The 15,838-nt window shown below is 67.2% G+C and carries 14 protein-coding genes and 2 tRNA genes; 5 read left to right on the plus strand and 11 right to left on the minus strand.

Features of this window, described 5'->3' with window-relative positions; translation table 11 throughout:
* Positions 1–78: 78 nt before the first annotated feature.
* The 7 genes from EJE94_RS13015 to EJE94_RS13045 form a co-directional block, all read right to left on the minus strand.
* Positions 79–1,980: a SurA N-terminal domain-containing protein gene (locus EJE94_RS13015; RefSeq protein ID WP_121242155.1), complete on the minus strand. Its 1,902-nt coding sequence runs from the start codon at positions 1,978–1,980 to the stop codon at positions 79–81.
* Positions 1,981–2,038: 58 nt separating this feature from the next.
* A tRNA-Val gene (locus EJE94_RS13020) sits at positions 2,039–2,114 on the minus strand.
* A gap of 64 nt (positions 2,115–2,178) precedes the next feature.
* Positions 2,179–4,518 (minus strand): endopeptidase La, encoded by a 2,340-nt coding sequence (gene lon, locus EJE94_RS13025; RefSeq protein ID WP_370685665.1) that lies wholly within the window; start codon positions 4,516–4,518, stop codon positions 2,179–2,181.
* A gap of 186 nt (positions 4,519–4,704) precedes the next feature.
* On the minus strand, positions 4,705–5,994 hold the full coding sequence (gene clpX, locus EJE94_RS13030) for an ATP-dependent Clp protease ATP-binding subunit ClpX (protein WP_121242156.1): 1,290 nt from the start codon (positions 5,992–5,994) through the stop codon (positions 4,705–4,707).
* A 126-nt stretch (positions 5,995–6,120) separates the two neighbouring features.
* Positions 6,121–6,759, minus strand: a complete 639-nt coding sequence (clpP, locus tag EJE94_RS13035; protein WP_121242262.1) for an ATP-dependent Clp endopeptidase proteolytic subunit ClpP — start codon at positions 6,757–6,759, stop codon at positions 6,121–6,123.
* 8 nt (positions 6,760–6,767) lie between these two features.
* A complete protein-coding gene (gene tig, locus EJE94_RS13040) occupies positions 6,768–8,081 on the minus strand; it encodes a trigger factor (protein WP_121242157.1) in 1,314 nt (437 codons plus the stop codon).
* 43 nt (positions 8,082–8,124) lie between these two features.
* Positions 8,125–8,209: transfer RNA gene (locus EJE94_RS13045), tRNA-Leu, on the minus strand.
* A gap of 36 nt (positions 8,210–8,245) precedes the next feature.
* Between EJE94_RS13045 and hpnC the strand changes: the two genes are divergently transcribed.
* The 3 genes from hpnC (at position 8,246) to hpnE (ending at position 11,269) form a co-directional block, all read left to right on the plus strand.
* Positions 8,246–9,076 (plus strand): squalene synthase HpnC, encoded by an 831-nt coding sequence (gene hpnC, locus EJE94_RS13050; RefSeq protein WP_121242158.1) that lies wholly within the window; start codon positions 8,246–8,248, stop codon positions 9,074–9,076.
* Entirely contained in the window at positions 9,073–9,906 is an 834-nt protein-coding gene (gene hpnD, locus EJE94_RS13055) for a presqualene diphosphate synthase HpnD (protein WP_121242159.1), read from the plus strand. Before hpnC ends, hpnD begins: the two co-directional genes overlap by 4 nt.
* 70 nt (positions 9,907–9,976) lie before the next feature.
* The gene (gene hpnE / locus EJE94_RS13060; RefSeq protein WP_121242160.1) at positions 9,977–11,269 is read left to right on the plus strand and encodes a hydroxysqualene dehydroxylase HpnE; all 1,293 of its coding nucleotides are present in this window, start codon (positions 9,977–9,979) and stop codon (positions 11,267–11,269) included.
* Here the strand turns inward: hpnE and EJE94_RS13065 are convergent.
* Genes EJE94_RS13065 through EJE94_RS13075 form a run of 3 tightly spaced genes read right to left on the minus strand, consistent with a single transcriptional unit; the run spans position 11,254 to position 13,078 of the window.
* Positions 11,254–12,186, minus strand: coding sequence for a hypothetical protein (locus tag EJE94_RS13065; RefSeq protein ID WP_121242161.1), 933 nt, complete (start codon positions 12,184–12,186; stop codon positions 11,254–11,256). The genes hpnE and EJE94_RS13065 overlap by 16 nt on opposite strands.
* Positions 12,186–12,386 carry a hypothetical protein gene (locus EJE94_RS13070; RefSeq protein WP_121242162.1) on the minus strand — a complete coding sequence of 67 codons (201 nt, stop codon included), beginning with the start codon at positions 12,384–12,386 and terminating at the stop codon, positions 12,186–12,188. The genes EJE94_RS13065 and EJE94_RS13070 overlap by 1 nt, the downstream gene beginning before the upstream one ends.
* Before the next feature lie 23 nt (positions 12,387–12,409).
* Complete coding sequence (locus EJE94_RS13075; protein WP_243642616.1) at positions 12,410–13,078, minus strand: ABC transporter ATP-binding protein; 669 nt, start codon at positions 13,076–13,078, stop codon at positions 12,410–12,412.
* Between EJE94_RS13075 and EJE94_RS13080 the strand changes: the two genes are divergently transcribed.
* Complete coding sequence (locus EJE94_RS13080) at positions 13,077–13,709, plus strand: arylesterase (RefSeq protein WP_121242263.1); 633 nt, start codon at positions 13,077–13,079, stop codon at positions 13,707–13,709. The genes EJE94_RS13075 and EJE94_RS13080 overlap by 2 nt on opposite strands.
* Here EJE94_RS13080 and selD read toward each other — a convergent pair.
* Positions 13,696–14,730, minus strand: a complete 1,035-nt coding sequence (gene selD / locus EJE94_RS13085) for a selenide, water dikinase SelD (protein ID WP_121242164.1) — start codon at positions 14,728–14,730, stop codon at positions 13,696–13,698. The two genes, EJE94_RS13080 and selD, sit on opposite strands and share 14 nt — an antisense overlap.
* Here selD and mnmH point away from each other — a divergent pair.
* The gene (gene mnmH, locus EJE94_RS13090) at positions 14,723–15,811 is read left to right on the plus strand and encodes a tRNA 2-selenouridine(34) synthase MnmH (RefSeq protein WP_243642617.1); all 1,089 of its coding nucleotides are present in this window, start codon (positions 14,723–14,725) and stop codon (positions 15,809–15,811) included. The two genes, selD and mnmH, sit on opposite strands and share 8 nt — an antisense overlap.
* Positions 15,812–15,838: the final 27 nt, after the last annotated feature.

A 15,838-nucleotide genomic window follows, 5' to 3' on the forward strand; every position in this document is an offset into this window, starting at 1 on the left:
CGGGCACCCAGTAACCCACGAGCGCAGCGAGCTGGCGGGCTCCCCCGCCTCATGGGGCGGGGGTCGGGGGTGGGAAGCTTACTTCTCCTTGGCTTCGAACACCGCCTTGTTGACCGTCACCGCATGGCGCTCCTTGAGCGCATCCATCCACGCCATCATCTCCTGCTCGGCCACCGTCTGCGCGTACTTCTGGCGCAGCGCACGTGCCGCCGGCGGTTCGTCCGCGCCACCGGCGAATTTCTTCACCGCAGCGATGCGGTAAAGGGCATAGGAACCACCGGGGATCTGGGTTCCGGCGTAGGCCGGCATCTTGGCGACATCCGTCTTGAAGACCTCGGCCACCGCGTCGGGGGCAACTTCCGGCGCATGGGCACGGGTGATGCCGCGGCTGGCGCCCCAGGACAGGTTGACGCTTTCTCCCTTCTGCAGACGGGCCAGCTTGTCGGCGCCATCCTTGGCGGCAAGCTTGGCCGCCTCCTGCCGCATGAGAATCTTCTCGATGATCGGCTGCACGGCCTCGAGCGCCGGCTGCTGCGCCGGCTTGTGTTCGATCACCCGAGCCGACACCAGCGTGTTGGGCGCGACCTCGATGGCCTCCGTGTTGCGCTTGTTCTTCACGGCATCGTCGGCGAACACCGCGGCCATCAGCTTGGCGTTGGTGAACGGGGGCACGGCGGCGCCGCCCTTGACGATCCAGTCGCTCTGCCGCAGCGTCAGGTGGTATTTCTCGATCACGGGCTTGAGGCTGTCCGACTGCTCGTAGACGGTGTTGGTGAAGCCTTCGGCCGACTCGGCATATTTCTTCGCGGCAAGCTGCCGCTTGAGTTCGTCGGCGAGTTCGCCCTTGACCTCGTCGAAGGTCCTCGCGCGTTCGGCACGGATGCCCGTGAGTTTGATGATGTGGAAGCCGAAGTCGGAGCGCACCAGCTCGGAAACCTGATTCTCCTTGAGGGCGAACGCGGCGTCCTCGAAGGGCTTGACCATCATGCCGCGGCCGAACCAGTCGAGGTCGCCGCCCTTGGCTGCGGATCCCGGATCCTGCGAATTCTCCCTGGCCAGCTTCTCGAAGTCGCCGGGCGCCTTCTTCAGTTGCGCCAGCAGGCCCTCGGCCTTGGCCTGGGCGGCCTTGACCTCGGCCTCGGGCGCGGTCTTCGCCGCGGTGATCAGGATATGGCTGGCGCGCCGCGTCTCCGCCTGCTTGTAGCGGTTCGCCTGCGTCTGATAGGCCTTCTTCATTTCCTCGTCGCTGACCGTGACCTGCTCCGCCAGCTTGTCCTGGTTGAGCGCGACGAATTCCACCTTGACCTGCTCGGGGGTTTCGAACTGCTTACGGTTCGCCTCGTAGTAGGCCTTGATCGCATCGGGCGCGAGCTTGACCTGGATCGTGTATTGGTCGGGACGCAACAAAACCTCGGCGATCTCGCGCTCCTCCAATTGCGCCGTGAGCCAGCGCCCCGCGGCGGCACGTCCCGGCAGAACGGCATCCGCAACGGCTGCCATTGCCTGCTGCATGGCAAGATCCTGGCGCAGCCGCGCCTCGAACATGTCCTTGCTCATGCCCTGTGCGGCGACCACCGCCTCGTAGCGTTCCTTCGAGAACTTGCCGTTGACCTGGAGTTGCGGCACGCTCGATATGAACTCGGCCAGTTGCGCATCGCTGACGGTCAGCTTGGACTCACGCGCGTTCAGCGTCAGCAGGCGCTGGTTCACCAGGGTGTCGAGCACGGCGCGGCGCAGTTCGGGGCTGTCGAGCAGCGCCGGATTGGCGTTGCCGAGCATCGGCCGCAGGCGCTCCTGCTGTTCGCGCAACGCCTGCTGGAACTCCTGCTGCGAGATGCCGCTGCCGCCGACCTTGGCGACGTCCACGCCGCGGCCCCTGTCGCGGACGTAGGAATCCACTCCCCAGAACGCGAAGGGCAGGATGATCAGCGCAAGGATGATCTGGGCGACCTTCTTGTTGTTGCGAATGACATCAAGCATCGGAGAAAATTCCTTGAAACGAAAAAGGCGAACTCAAGTTCGCCTTTTGCTGAAGATCTGGTGGGCGCTGACGGGCTCGAACCGCCGACATTCGCCTTGTAAGGGCGACGCTCTACCAACTGAGCTAAGCGCCCTGGCGAGCAAGGCAACGGGCGGCCGGATTTTAGCAGTTCCGGCCGCCCGTTGCCCTCCCGGGTTTCAGTGCGTCAGCACGCCGCTGGTTGCGGCCTCCGCGCCCGTCGCCGCGACTGCCGGCGCATCCACCGCGGGGGTGTCCGGCAGGGGTTCCGGCATGCGCTCCAGCGCCAGCTCGAGCACCTTGTCGATCCACTTCACCGGCACGATCTCGATCTTGTTCTTGATCGTGTCGGGCATCTCGGCGAGATCCTTGACGTTCTCTTCCGGGATCAGCGCCATGCGGATGCCGCCGCGCACCGCGGCGAGCAGTTTCTCCTTGAGCCCGCCGATCGGCAGCACCTCGCCGCGCAGCGTGATCTCGCCGGTCATGGCCACGTCGGCGCGCACCGGGATGCCGGTCAGCACCGAGACCATGGCCGTGCACATGGCGATGCCGGCGGAGGGACCATCCTTGGGCGTGGCGCCTTCGGGCAGGTGGATGTGCAAGTCGTTCTTCTGGTAGAAGTCCTCGGCGATGCCCAGCGCCTTGCTGCGCCGGCGCACCACGGTCAGCGCGGCCTGGATGGATTCCGTCATCACCTCGCCGAGCTTGCCGGTGGTGACCGTCTTGCCCTTGCCGGGCACCGCCACCGCCTCGACCGTCAGCAGTTCGCCGCCGACCTCGGTCCAGGCCAGACCGGTGACCTGGCCGACCTGATTGTCCTTCTCGGCCATGCCGAAGCTGTAGCGGCGCACGCCGAGATACTTGTCGAGGTTCTTGCCGTTGACGATGATCTTGTTCTTGCGCGACTTCATCACCAGCGCCTTGACCACCTTGCGGCAGATCTTGGAGATCTCGCGCTCGAGCGCACGCACGCCGGCTTCGCGGGTGTAGTAGCGCACGATGTCGCGCACGGCCTCGGGCGTGACGGTCAGCTCGTCGCGCTTCACGCCGTTGGCCTTCATCTGTTTCTGCAGCAGGTAGCGTTCGGCGATGTTGATCTTCTCGTCTTCCGTGTACCCGGCCAGGCGGATCACCTCGAGACGGTCGAGCAATGCCGCCGGGATGTTGAGCGAGTTGGCGGTGGCGACGAACATCACGTCCGACAGGTCGAAATCGACCTCGATGTAGTGGTCCTGGAAGGTGTGGTTCTGCTCGGGGTCGAGCACTTCCAGCAAGGCAGAGGCGGGATCGCCACGAAAATCCATGCCCAGCTTGTCCACCTCGTCGAGCAGGAACAGGGGGTTCTTGACGCCGACCTTGCTCATGTTCTGCAGGATCTTGCCGGGCATCGAGCCGATGTAGGTGCGGCGGTGGCCGCGGATCTCGGCCTCGTCGCGCACGCCGCCCAGCGCCATGCGGATGAACTTGCGGTTGGTGGCCTTGGCGATGGACTGGCCGAGCGAGGTCTTGCCGACGCCGGGGGGGCCGACCAGGCAGAGGATGGGCGCCTTGACCTTCTCGACGCGCTGCTGCACGGCCAGGTACTCGACGATGCGTTCCTTGACCCGCTCCAGACCGTAGTGGTCGCGATCGAGGATCTTCTCGGCGGCGCCCAGGTCCTTGGAAATGCGCGACTTCTTCTTCCACGGCAGGCCGACCAGGGTGTCGATGAAGGTACGCACGACGGTGGCCTCGGCCGACATCGGCGACATCATCTTCAGCTTCTTGAACTCGGACTGCGCCTTGGTCAGCGCCTCCTTGCTCATGCCGGCCGTCTGGATCTTCTTCTCCATCTCGTCGAGGTCGGCGCCCTCCTCGCCCTCGCCAAGCTCCTTCTGGATGGCCTTGACCTGTTCGTTGAGGTAGTACTCGCGCTGGCTCTTCTCCATCTGGCGCTTGACGCGGCCACGGATGCGCTTCTCGACCTGGAGGATGTCGAGCTCGGTCTCGAGCTGCGACAGCAGCTTCTCGAGGCGGCCGCCGACATCGATGATTTCGAGGATTTCCTGCTTGAGCTCGAGCTTCATCGGCAGGTGGGCGGCGATGGTGTCGGCCAGGCGCCCGGCTTCCTCGATGCCCGACAGCGAAGTCAGGATCTCGGGCGGAATCTTCTTGTTGAGCTTCACGTACTGGTCGAATTGCGCCAGGATGGCGCGGCGCATGGCCTCGACCTCGTGGTTGGCGCGATCATCGACCGGGATCGGCTCGATGTCGGCGACGAACAGCGCGCGCTGGTCCTCGACGCGCAGGATGGTGGCGCGCTGCGTGCCCTCGACCAGCACCTTGACGGTGCCGTCGGGCAGCTTGAGCATCTGCAGGATGTTGGCGACGCAGCCGATCGGATAGAGATCGCTGGGCTCGGGCTCATCCTTGGCGGCGGACTTCTGCGCCACCAGCAGGATGCTCTTGTCCGTTTCCATGGCGATTTCGAGCGCCTTGATCGACTTCGGGCGCCCGACGAACAGCGGGATCACCATGTGCGGGAAGACCACCACGTCGCGCAGCGGCAGCAACGGCAGGGTCGATTTCTCTAGGGGGAGGGTGTCAAGTTCGCCTGACATGGTCATGTCCTTATAGTGAGACTGCCCCCTGAACATGGGGACGGTTTGCCGGCGATCAACCCGGGGCCGGCATCGCTCCGCCAGCCGCCCGGGCGGCGGGGATCAGTTGGAGCCCGAGACCTTGGGCTGGTCGGCGTAGATCAGCAGCGGCTGGCCGGCAGACTCGATGGTACTCTCGTCGATGACGACCTTGGTCACGTTGTCCAGGGCCGGCAGCTCGTACATGGTGTCGAGCAGGGCCGCCTCGAGGATGGAACGCAGGCCGCGGGCACCGGTCTTGCGCTTGAGCGCCTTGCGGGCGATCGCCTGCAGGGCGGCGGGCCTTACCTCGAGTTCGGCACCTTCCATCGAGAAAAGTTTCTGGTATTGCTTGATCAGCGCGTTCTTGGGCTCGATGAGGATCTGCACCAGCGCGTCCTCCTTGAGCTCCTCGAGGGTCGCGACCACCGGCAGGCGGCCGATCAGCTCGGGGATGAGGCCGTACTTGATCAGGTCCTCGGGCTCGACGCCGCGCAGCACCTCGCCGATCGCCTTCTTGTTTTCCTTGCTCTTGACCTCGGCGGAGAAGCCCATGCCGCCCTTCTCGGAGCGGTTGCGGATGACTTTCTCCAGGCCGTCGAAGGCGCCGCCGCAGATGAAGAGGATGTTGGTGGTGTCGAGCTGGACGAAGTCCTGGTTCGGGTGCTTGCGACCGCCCTGCGGCGGCACGCTGGCCACGGTGCCTTCGATCAGCTTGAGCAGCGCCTGCTGCACGCCCTCGCCCGAAACGTCGCGGGTGATCGAGGGATTGTCGGACTTGCGCGAGATCTTGTCGATCTCGTCGATGTAGACGATGCCCTGCTGCGCCTTCTCGACTTCGTAGTCGCACTTCTGCAGCAGCTTCTGAATGATGTTCTCGACGTCCTCGCCGACGTAGCCGGCCTCGGTCAGGGTCGTGGCGTCAGCCATGACGAAGGGCACGTTGAGCATGCGCGCCAGGGTCTGCGCCAGCAGCGTCTTGCCCGAGCCGGTGGGGCCGATGAGCAGGATGTTGCTCTTGGCCAGTTCCACCTCGTCGCCGCCGGACTTCTTCTCCTTGTGGCGCAGGCGCTTGTAGTGGTTGTAGACGGCGACGGCGAGGATCTTCTTCGCCTGCTCCTGGCCGATGACATAGGAATCGAGGAGGCCGCGGATTTCCGGCGGCGTCGGCAGGTCGCCGGTGGCCTTGCCGCTTCCAGGCTCGGCGGTGATCTCGTCGCGGATGATGTCGTTGCAGAGGTCGATGCACTCGTCGCAGATGAACACCGACGGACCGGCGATCAGCTTCTTGACCTCGTGCTGGCTCTTGCCGCAGAAGGAGCAATACAGCAGTTTTTCACTGCCGCCGCCGCTACCTGCCTTTTTGTCTGCCATCGTCGTGTTCTCCGTGGGATCCGGTATTGGCGCTCGCTGCTCTAGCCGCCCGCCGGGCCGCCCCAAGGGCGGCGACGCCCCCCCGTGGGGGGCAGCGAGCCGGTCTTGCGAGCGTGGGGGGCCATTTTAGGTCGCAGCTTCGGCGCGGCTGCTCAGTACCTTGTCGACCAAGCCGTATTCCGCCGCGGCTTCGGCCGAGAGGAAATTGTCGCGGTCGGTGTCTTTTTCGATGCGCTCGATCGGCTGGCCGGTGTGTTTGGCCAGCATGTCGTTGAGCTTCTGCTTGAGGAAGAGGATTTCCTTGGCGTGGATCTCGATGTCCGAGGCCTGGCCCTGGAAGCCGCCCATCGGCTGGTGGATCATCACGCGCGAATTGGGCAGGCAGTAGCGCTTGCCCTTCTCGCCCGCCGCCAGCAGGAAGGCGCCCATCGAGGCGGCCTGGCCGATGCACAGCGTGGACACGTCCGGCTTGATGAACTGCATGGTGTCGTAGATGGCCATGCCCGCCGTGACGGAACCGCCCGGCGAGTTGATGTAGAGGTAGATGTCCTTGTCCGGATTCTCCGACTCGAGGAACAGCAACTGCGCCACCACCAGGTTGGCGGTCATGTCGTTGACCGGGCCGACGAGGAAGATCACCCGCTCCTTGAGCAGGCGCGAGTAGATGTCGTAGGCGCGCTCGCCGCGGCCGCTGGTCTCGATGACCATCGGGATCATGCCGAGCATTTGCGGATCGTCCTGGCGCTGCATTTCGTTGGCGTTCATGCGTCGGATCATGCCTGATTACCCATCAACTCGTCAAAGCCCACGGCCTTCTCGCTCACCTTGGCATTGGCCAAAGCCCACTCGACGACGTTGTTTTCCATGGCCAGGGCCTCGGCCTCGGCCAGGCGTTGCGGCTGCGAGTAGTACCAGCGCACGACTTCCTTCGGGTCCTCGAAGGTCTCGGCGAAATCCTCGACCACGGCCTTGACCTGTTCCGGCCTGGCATGCAGGTCCTTGCTCTTGACCAGTTCGGCCAGCACCAGACCCAGCTTGACGCGGCGCGTAGCCTGTTCGGTGAACCAGCTCGGCTCGACCGGCATGTTCTTCATCGCTGCGCCGCGCTTCTCGAGATCCGCCTTCGCCGCCTCGGCCATCTGCTGCGATTCCATCTCCACCAGCGCCTGCGGCACGTCGATCGGATTGACCGCGAGCAGCGCATCCATCACCTGGTTCTTGACGCGGGCCTGCAGGCGCTTCTTCACCTCGCGCTCGAGGTTGGCGCGCACTTCCTGGCGCATCTTGACCAGATCGCCGTCGGCGACGCCCAGCGCCTTGGCGAAGTCGGCATCGAGCTCGGGCAGCACGGGACCGAGCACGGCGCGCACGGCAACGTCGAACTGCACCGTCTGGCCGTTGAGCTCGGCGACGTTGTAATCCTCGGGGAACTTGACGTCGAAGGTCTTCTGCGCCGCCGGAGCCAGGCCCTCGATCGCCGTTTCGAAGTCCGGCAACATGCGGCCGCCGCCGACTTCGACGGTGAAGTTCTCGGCCTTGCCGCCCTGGAATTCCTCGCCGTTCTTGCGGCCGACGAAATCGATGACCATGCGGTCGCCCTTGGCCGAGGCCCGCTCGACCGGCAGATAGGCGGTGCGCTGGGCGCGCAGCACATCGATGGTCTTGTCCACCTCGGCATCGCTGACGGTCAGCGTGGCCTTCTCGATCTCCTTGCCGGAGATGTCGCCGAGGGTGATTTCGGGATAGACCTCGAAGATCGCCGTAAACTCGAACTGCTGGTCGTTGGGGGCGTTCTTCGGCTCGATGCGCGGGTAGCCGGCGACGTTCAGCTTCTGCTCGCGCACCTTCTCGCCGAAGGCGCGCTCGACCGCGGCGCCGATCGCCTCGGAACGGGCCTGTCCGCCGTAGGTCTGGGCGACCAGCTTCATCGGCATCTTGCCGGGGCGGAAGCCGGCCATCTTGGCAGTCTTGGCGATGTGCTTGAGGCGCTTCTCGACTTCCTTGTCGATCTCGGCCAGTGGCACCGCCATGTCGATGCGGCGCTCGAGCGAGCTGGGGGCCGGGGCGGCAGCTTGGGTCGTTTCCATGAAAGGTCCTTGATTGGATTGCTGAATTGGACGGGTTGGCGAGTGGTGCGAAGGAAGGGACTCGAACCCTTACGCCTCGCGGCGCTGGAACCTAAATCCAGTGCGTCTACCAATTCCGCCACCTTCGCGAACCAACAATTTTACCCGATATACTGGCCGGGCTCATGGCCGCCGCTTCCCTAGACCTGCACCGTACCCACTACGAGAATTTCCCGGTCGCATCGGTGCTGCTGCCCGCCCGGCTGCGCCAGCCGGTCGCCGCCATCTACGCCTTCGCCCGCAGCGCCGACGACTTCGCCGACGAGGGCGACCTGCCCGCCGCCGAGCGCCTCGCGCTGCTCGACGGCTATCGCCGCGAACTCGATGCCATCGCCGCCGGCACCGCGACCGCGCACCCCGTGTTCCGGCGCCTGCGCCCGGTCATCGCCGAGTACCGCCTGCCGCTGCAGCTCTTCCGCGACCTGCTCGACGCCTTTTCCCAGGACGTGGTCAAGACGCGCTACGCCGACTACGCCCAACTCCTCGACTACTGTCGCCGCTCGGCGGACCCGGTCGGCCGCCTGCTGCTGCACCTCTTCGGCGCCGCCACGCCCGAGAATCTCAAGAACTCGGACGCCATCTGCTCGGCGCTGCAGCTCATCAACCACTGGCAGGACGTCGGCATCGATGCCGCCAAGCCGGTGCCGCGCATCTACCTGCCGCAAGACGAAATGGCGCGCTTCGGCGTCGCCGACGAGACAGTCCTCCGCCGTACCGCCAGCGCCGACTTCTTGGCGCTGATGCGCTTCCAGGTCGATCGCGCCCGCGCCCTGATGCTCGACGGGGCGCCGCTGGGCCGCGCCCTGCCCGGCCGCATCGGGCTCGAAATCCGCGCCATCGTCGCCGGCGGCCTGCGCATCCTCGAAAAAATCGAGGCTGTCGGCTACGACGTGTTTTCACGTCGTCCGATGCTGGACGCCTTCGACTGGCCGCGAGTCATGTGGCGAGCACTATGACGCCGGACCAATATTGCGAAGACCGCGCGGCCGCCAGCGGCTCCAGCTTCTACTACAGCTTCCGCTTCCTGCCGCGCGAGCGGCGCCAGGCCATCACCGCGCTCTACGCCTTCTGCCGCGAGGTCGACGACGCCGTCGACGAATGTTCCGACCCCATGGTCGCCCGCGCCAAACTGGCCTGGTGGCGAGCCGAGGTCGCGGCGCTGGACGAAGGCAAGCCGAGCCACCCGGTGACCCAGGCGCTCGCGCTGGCGCGGCGCAAGTTCAATCTGCCGACGGAACAGCTGCAGGAAATCATCGACGGCATGGAGATGGACCTCGAGCAGGCGCGCTATCCCGACTTCAAGGCGCTGCACCTCTACTGCTATCGCGTCGCCAGCGTCGTCGGCCTGCTCGCCGCCGAGATCTTCGGCTACGGCGATCGCCGCACCCTCAAATACGCCCACGACCTCGGCCTGGCCTTCCAGCTCACCAACATCATCCGCGACGTCGGCGAGGACGCGCGCCGCGGCCGCATCTACCTGCCGCTGGACGAGATGGCCCGTTTCGGCGTCAGCGAAACCGACATTCTGCAAGGCCGCGAGAGCGAAGCCTTCGCGGCGCTGATGGCCTTCCAGGGCGAACGCGCCCGCGGCTACTACGGCAAGGCCATGGAACAGCTGCCGCCCGCCGACCGCAAGTCGCAACGCGCCGGGCTCATGATGGCCGCGATCTACCGCACCCTGCTCGAGGAGATCGCCGCCGACGGCTACCGTGTCCTGAAGCAGCGCACCTCGCTGCCGCCGGCGCGCAAGCTCTGGCTCGCGTTCAAGACCTGGATCACGGCGTGAGCATCCAGTTTCGCGCGAAGCGCGCCAACAGTCTCCCCCGCCGGGCGGGCGGGGGCTGGGGGGTGGGGGCGTGACTGTTGCGATCGTCGGCGCCGGCTACGCCGGCATGGCCGCGGCGGCGGAACTCGCCGCCGCCGGCCGGCAGGTGACGGTCTTCGAAGCCTCGCGCACCCTCGGCGGTCGCGCCCGCGCGGTCGACCTCGAAGGACTCACGGTCGACAACGGCGCCCACATTTTCGTCGGCGCCTACAGCGAGACGCTGCGGCTGATGGAACTCGTCGGCGCCGCGCCTTCGCGCCTGCTGCGCCGCCAGCCGCTCCGCCTCGAATATCCGGGCGAATTGCTGATCACGGCTCCGCGCCTGCCGGCACCGCTGCACCTGGCCTGGGCGCTGCTCGGCGCACGCGGCCTGTCGTGGCCGGAAAAGTTCGCCGCGATCCGTTTCATGCAGGGGCTGAAGCGCCGTCGCTTCCGACTTTCGCAGGACCTGCCCGTCGCCGACTATTTTCGCGACACACGACAACCCGAGCGGCTGGTCCGCTACCTGTGGGAACCGCTCTGCGTCGCCGCGCTCAACACGCCGACCGCGCGCGCCTCGATGCAGGTCTTCGCCAACGTGCTGCGCGACAGCCTCGCCGCCGACCGCGGCGCCTCCGACTTCCTGCTGCCGCAGGTCGATTTCTCGCGACTCTTTCCGGAGCCCGCCGCCGCCTTCGTCGCCGCCCGCGGCGGCGCGGTGCGGCGCGAGACGCGCATCGGCGCGATCGGCCGCGATGCCGCCGGCTTCCGCCTCGACGCAAATGGGTCAATGAGCGGCCCCTTCGACCAGCTCGTCGTCGCCGTCGCCCCGCAGCACCTGGACAAGCTCGTCGCCGGCCTGCCGCAGATGGCGGCCAGCGTCGGGCAGGTCGCCGGCTTCGCCTATGAACCCATCGTCAGCGCCTACCTCGCCTACCCGGAGAACGTGCGCCTGCCCTGCGCCATGGTGGGTGTGGCCGGGGGCGCGGCGCAGTGGCTGTTCGATCGCGGCCTGCTCTACGGCCAGCCGGGACTTATCTCCGCCGTGATCTCCGCCCACGGCCGCCACGAGACGCTGGACCACGACGCGCTAGCCGCCGCGATCCATGGCGAGATCGCCCGCGTCGTGCCCGGCCTGCCGGCGCCGCGCTGGAGCCGCATCATCACCGAAAAGCGCGCGACCTTCGCCTGCACACCGGGCATCGCGCGGCCGCCGACCGTAACGCCGCTGGCGGGCCTCTGTCTGGCAGGGGATTACGTCGCCGGCGACTACCCCGCGACCCTCGAGGGCGCGGCGAGGAGCGGCGTCGCCGCCGCCCGCGCCCTGCTTCAGGCCGCCGACTGATTCAGCCGCGCCTGCACCCGCAGCGCGTTCATCAGCCGGGTGTCGGCGACAGCCGGATAGAGGCGGAAGAAGTGCGCGACCGCATCGGCCTGCGCCGCCGCGGCCCGCTCCAGCCGTACCCGCGTCGCCTGCGCCAGCGGCAGCATCAGCAGCCGCGGCGCCAGCCACTCCACGTAAGCGGCCACGGCCGCCGCCGTCTCGGCATCGGGCCACGCTTCGTCGAGCAGCAATTCGGGAAAGGCCTTGGCGCCCAGCGTCACCGTGGCGCCAGCGCCGACAACGCGCCGACGGCAGTCGGCATTGCCTTCACTCGCGAAGCCTGACTGGTTGGACGCCGGAGGCGGCACTTTTCGCCCGCTGCCATCGTCCATCCGCTGGAACCAGGCGTGGGTGCCGGAGCGTCGCGCCACCGCCCTCTCCAGCGCCTCGGCCCGCTCGTGCCCCAGTCCTGCGAGGCTCTCGGCATCGCCCGGTGCGGCGCACCAACGAGAGGAAACATGCGCAGGAATCGCTTCCGCCGTGGCGACGGCCGCGATCAGCGCCAGCGGCCGCTGCTCCGCGGCATCGAGCAGCCAGCATTCGAAACGATCGCCGCGCTCCTCGGCCTCGTCGGCGGGCGCAGCGCCCAGCGCCTCGACCAGCCGCTCGGCTGCGCGGTGCAGGCGCTGCCGTTCCAGCGCCGGATGCATCGGATAGCGCGCCACACCCTCCTCGGCCGACCAGACGCCGTAGCGGTAGTAGAGCGTCTCGACGCGGCCGAGGTTGAGGCTGCCCCAGCCGACCGGGCGCTCGGTGAGCACCTGCAGTTCCCAGTTGGCGCCGTCGGTCGATACCGCCCGCGCCTCGGCGAGTTCGATCACGCGGGTGACGCCGCGATAGGGATTGAGCCGCCGCAGGGCATAGCGGCGGACCGGCATCAGACGGCCTTTTCGAGCCTGGCCCGCAGCTGGGCGATCAATTGCTCGACGCCGTCCTGCATCTCGGGATCGAGGATGTCGTAGAGGTACTCGACCTCGTCGAGCATGGTCTCGATCTCCTTGCGATCCTGCAAGGCGGCGGGGTCCGCCATCCTGCGCGCAACCTGTTGAATGTAGACATGCGGATCGATCTGGCCCATGGACTCCTCCGTTCAGACAAGGTTCAGGAAACGAGGCGCCCGCCGGCCAGCCGGATGGTGCGGCCGCAGCGATGCGCCAATGCTTCGTCGTGGGTGACCAGCACCAGGGTGGTGCCGGCCTCGCGGTTCATCTCGAACATCAGGTCGATGATCTCGCCGCCGGTGTCGGCGTCGAGGTTGCCGGTCGGCTCGTCGGCCAGCAGGAGCTTCGGCCTGACGCCGAAGGCGCGGGCCAGCGCGACGCGCTGCTGCTCGCCGCCGGACAGGTGCTTGGGGTAGTGGTGCAGGCGATGGCCGAGGCCGACGCGCTCGAGCATCGCGGTCGCGTTGCCGCGCGCCTCGGCCAGCCCGGCCAGCTCGAGCGGCAGCATGGCATTCTCCAGCGCGGTCAGCGCCGGCAGCAGCTGGAAGGACTGGAAGACGAAGCCGAGCAGGCGCCCGCGCAAGGCCGCGCGGCCGTCCTCGTCGAGCCCGGCGAGATCCAGCCCGGCCAGTCGCACCGTGCCGTGCGAGGGCAGGTCCAGCCCGGCCAGCAGGCCGAGCAGCGTGGACTTGCCCGAGCCCGAGGCGCCGACGATGGCCACCGCCTCGCCCGGCGCCACCGCGAAGGAAATCTCGTGCAGAATCGTCAGCGGGCCGGCGCCGCTCTCCACTACCTTGCCCAGGGTTTCCACTTCGATCATCTGTTCCATGCTGCGTATTCTGCTCGCTTCCCTCATGTTTTCCTGTGCCGCCCCCGCCCTCGCAGAAGCCGGCGCCGCGGCGAATTCCCCGACGATCCTCGTCTTCGGCGACAGCCTCTCCGCCGGCCACGGCCTCGCCAACGGCCAGGCCTGGCCCTCCTTGCTGACCCAGCGCCTGCAGGCCGGGAAGAGCCCCTACAGCGTCGTCAACGCCAGCATCAGCGGCGAGACCAGCGCCGGCGGCCGCACCCGCCTGCCCGCCGCACTGGAACGGACCCGGCCCGCCGTCGTGGTCATCGCGCTCGGCGCCAACGATGGCCTGCGCGGCCTGCCGGTGAAGCAGCTACGGGAGAATCTGGTGGCGATGGCCCGCGCCTGCAAGGCCCAAAAGGCGCGCGTGCTGCTGGTCGGCATGCGCCTGCCGCCGAACTACGGCGCCGCCTACACGGAGGAATTCGACCACGCCTTCGCCATGGTGGCGAAACAGGAAAAGCTGCCGCTGCTGCCCTTCCTGCTCGAACCCGTCGCCTCTGATCGCGCCAACTTCCAGCCCGACGGCCTGCACCCGGTCGCGGCCGCGCAGCCGAAGATCCTCGACCACGTCTGGCCGGCGCTGAAGCCTTTACTCAAACAACGGTAACCCGGGCCTCGCCCTCGGCGAGCCGGCCGATCACCGCCGCCTCGGCGAAGCCGTCGGCGCGGAAGGCCGCCAGCACCGCATCGGCCGCTTCGGCCGCGCAGGCGACGAGCAGGCCGCCGCTGGTCTGCGGGTCGGTGACCATCTTCTGCCGCCATTCTTCACCATTGATCTTCACGTCGTGGCCGTAGCCGGCCCAGTTGCGCGTCGAGGCGCCGGTGGCGATGCCGGCCTGCACGTGCTGCACCGCCTCGGGAATCAACGGCAGCTTGTCGAATTCGACCGTCGCCGCCAGCTTCGAGCCGCGGCAGATCTCGAGCAGGTGGCCGGCCAAGCCGAAGCCGGTGACGTCGGTCACCGCATGCACGGCATCCATGTCGGAAAGCGCGGCGCCGGTGACGTTGATCTTGGTGGTCCAGCGAATCATCTCGCCGTAGCCGTGGCCCGTCAGCAGCCCCTTCTTCAGCGCCGCCGAGAGCACGCCGATGCCCAGCGGCTTGCCGAGGATCAGCGCGTCGCCAGCCCTGGCCGCGCTGTTGCGCTTCACCTTCTTCGGATGCACCACGCCGAGGCCGACGAGGCCGTAGATCGGCTCGAGCACGTCGATCGAATGGCCGCCGGCGATGGGAATGCCGGCCTCGGCGCAGATCGACTCGCCCCCGGCGAGGATCAGGCGGATCGCCTCCTCGGGCAGCTTGTCCAGCGGCATGCCGACCACGGCCAGCGCGAAGATCGGCTTGCCGCCCATGGCATAGACGTCGGACAGCGCGTTGGTCGCGGCGATGCGGCCGAAGTCCCACGGATCGTCGACGATGGGGGTGAAGAAGTCGGTGGTGGCGATGATGGCCTGCTCGTCGTTGAGGCGATAGACCGCCGCATCGTCCGAGGTTTCGACGCCGACCAGCAGGTCGGCAGGGATGGTCTTCAGCGGCGACTCGGCGATCAGGCGCGCGAGTACGGCAGGAGCGATTTTGCAGCCGCAGCCGCCGCCGTGTGAGAATTGGGTCAGTTTGATCTTGTCCATCGAGACTATGTCGGAAAAACGCCAAAAAGGGCTCGCCACGCTAGCACAACTCGCCGAGTTCGACGAGATCATCGACGTCCGCTCGCCCGCCGAGTACGAAGACGACCGTCTGCCGCGCGCGATCAACTGCCCCGTGCTCGACAACGAGGAACGCGCCCGCGTCGGCACCATCTACAAGCAGGTCTCGGCCTTCGAGGCCAAGAAGATCGGCGCCGCCATCGTCAGCCGCCACATCGGCGAGCACATCGAAGCGCGCTTCCTCGACAAGCCGAGGGAATGGCGGCCGCTGGTCTATTGCTGGCGCGGCGGCAAGCGCTCCGGCGCCTTCACCTACATCCTGCGCGAGATCGGCTGGGACGCCCACCGCCTCGACGGCGGCTACAAGACCTGGCGGCGCCATGTCGTCGAGGAACTCGCCACCCTGCCGCAGCGCTTCGACTACCGCGTCGTCTCCGGCGCCACCGGCAACGCCAAGAGCCGCGTGCTCGAAGCCCTGGCCGAAATGGGCGCCCAGGTGCTGCACCTCGAAGCGCTCGCCGCCCACAAGGGCTCGGTGCTCGGCGCCCTGCCCGACACGCCGCAACCCGCGCAGCGCATGTTCGAGACCCAGCTCTACACGACACTGAGCGCCTTCGACCCCGCCCGCCCCGTCTACGTCGAAGCCGAGAGCCGCCGCATCGGCGTGCTGCACCTGCCCGACGCCCTCATCGGCGCCATCCGCGCCGCCCCCTGCCTGCGCATCGAAGCCACCACCGCCGCGCGCGTGAATTTCCTGCTGCGCGACTACGACTACTTCCTCGCCAACCCGGCCCTGCTGACCGACAAGATCGTCCACCTCAAGGGCCTGCAGAGCAACGAAACCATCGAGCGCTGGCAAGCCATGGCCAACGCCGGCGAGTTCCCGGCGCTGTTCGGCGAACTGCTCGAACACCACTACGACCCCCTCTACCAGAAGTCGCAGGGCAAGAACTACACCGGCTACGACGCCGCCGCCAGCTTCGCCACCGACGACCTCTCGCCGCAAGGCGTCAAGGCCATCGCCGAGCGCATCCTCGCTTCGCAAGGCCACCAGTCAGCCTGAGAACGGATGGCAAGAGATATCCGCCTA

The sequence above is a fragment of the Sulfurisoma sediminicola genome (assembly GCF_003865015.1).
In the GTDB taxonomy this organism is placed as follows: domain Bacteria; phylum Pseudomonadota; class Gammaproteobacteria; order Burkholderiales; family Rhodocyclaceae; genus Sulfurisoma; species Sulfurisoma sediminicola.

Excerpts from the sequence above, each read along its gene's own strand:
- EJE94_RS13015 (WP_121242155.1), bottom strand. The coding sequence starts at position 1,980 with ATGCTTGATGTCATTCGCAACAACAAGAAGGTCGCCCAGATCATCCTT.
- lon (WP_370685665.1), bottom strand. The coding sequence starts at position 4,518 with ATGGTGATCCCGCTGTTCGTCGGGCGCCCGAAGTCGATCAAGGCGCTC.
- clpX (WP_121242156.1), bottom strand. The coding sequence starts at position 5,994 with ATGGCAGACAAAAAGGCAGGTAGCGGCGGCGGCAGTGAAAAACTGCTG.
- clpP (WP_121242262.1), bottom strand. The coding sequence starts at position 6,759 with ATGAACGCCAACGAAATGCAGCGCCAGGACGATCCGCAAATGCTCGGC.
- tig (WP_121242157.1), bottom strand. The coding sequence starts at position 8,081 with ATGGAAACGACCCAAGCTGCCGCCCCGGCCCCCAGCTCGCTCGAGCGC.
- hpnC (WP_121242158.1), top strand. The coding sequence starts at position 8,246 with ATGGCCGCCGCTTCCCTAGACCTGCACCGTACCCACTACGAGAATTTC.
- hpnD (WP_121242159.1), top strand. The coding sequence starts at position 9,073 with ATGACGCCGGACCAATATTGCGAAGACCGCGCGGCCGCCAGCGGCTCC.
- EJE94_RS13065 (WP_121242161.1), bottom strand. The coding sequence starts at position 12,186 with ATGCCGGTCCGCCGCTATGCCCTGCGGCGGCTCAATCCCTATCGCGGC.
- EJE94_RS13070 (WP_121242162.1), bottom strand. The coding sequence starts at position 12,386 with ATGGGCCAGATCGATCCGCATGTCTACATTCAACAGGTTGCGCGCAGG.
- EJE94_RS13080 (WP_121242263.1), top strand. The coding sequence starts at position 13,077 with ATGCTGCGTATTCTGCTCGCTTCCCTCATGTTTTCCTGTGCCGCCCCC.
- EJE94_RS13075 (WP_243642616.1), bottom strand. The coding sequence starts at position 13,078 with ATGGAACAGATGATCGAAGTGGAAACCCTGGGCAAGGTAGTGGAGAGC.
- selD (WP_121242164.1), bottom strand. The coding sequence starts at position 14,730 with ATGGACAAGATCAAACTGACCCAATTCTCACACGGCGGCGGCTGCGGC.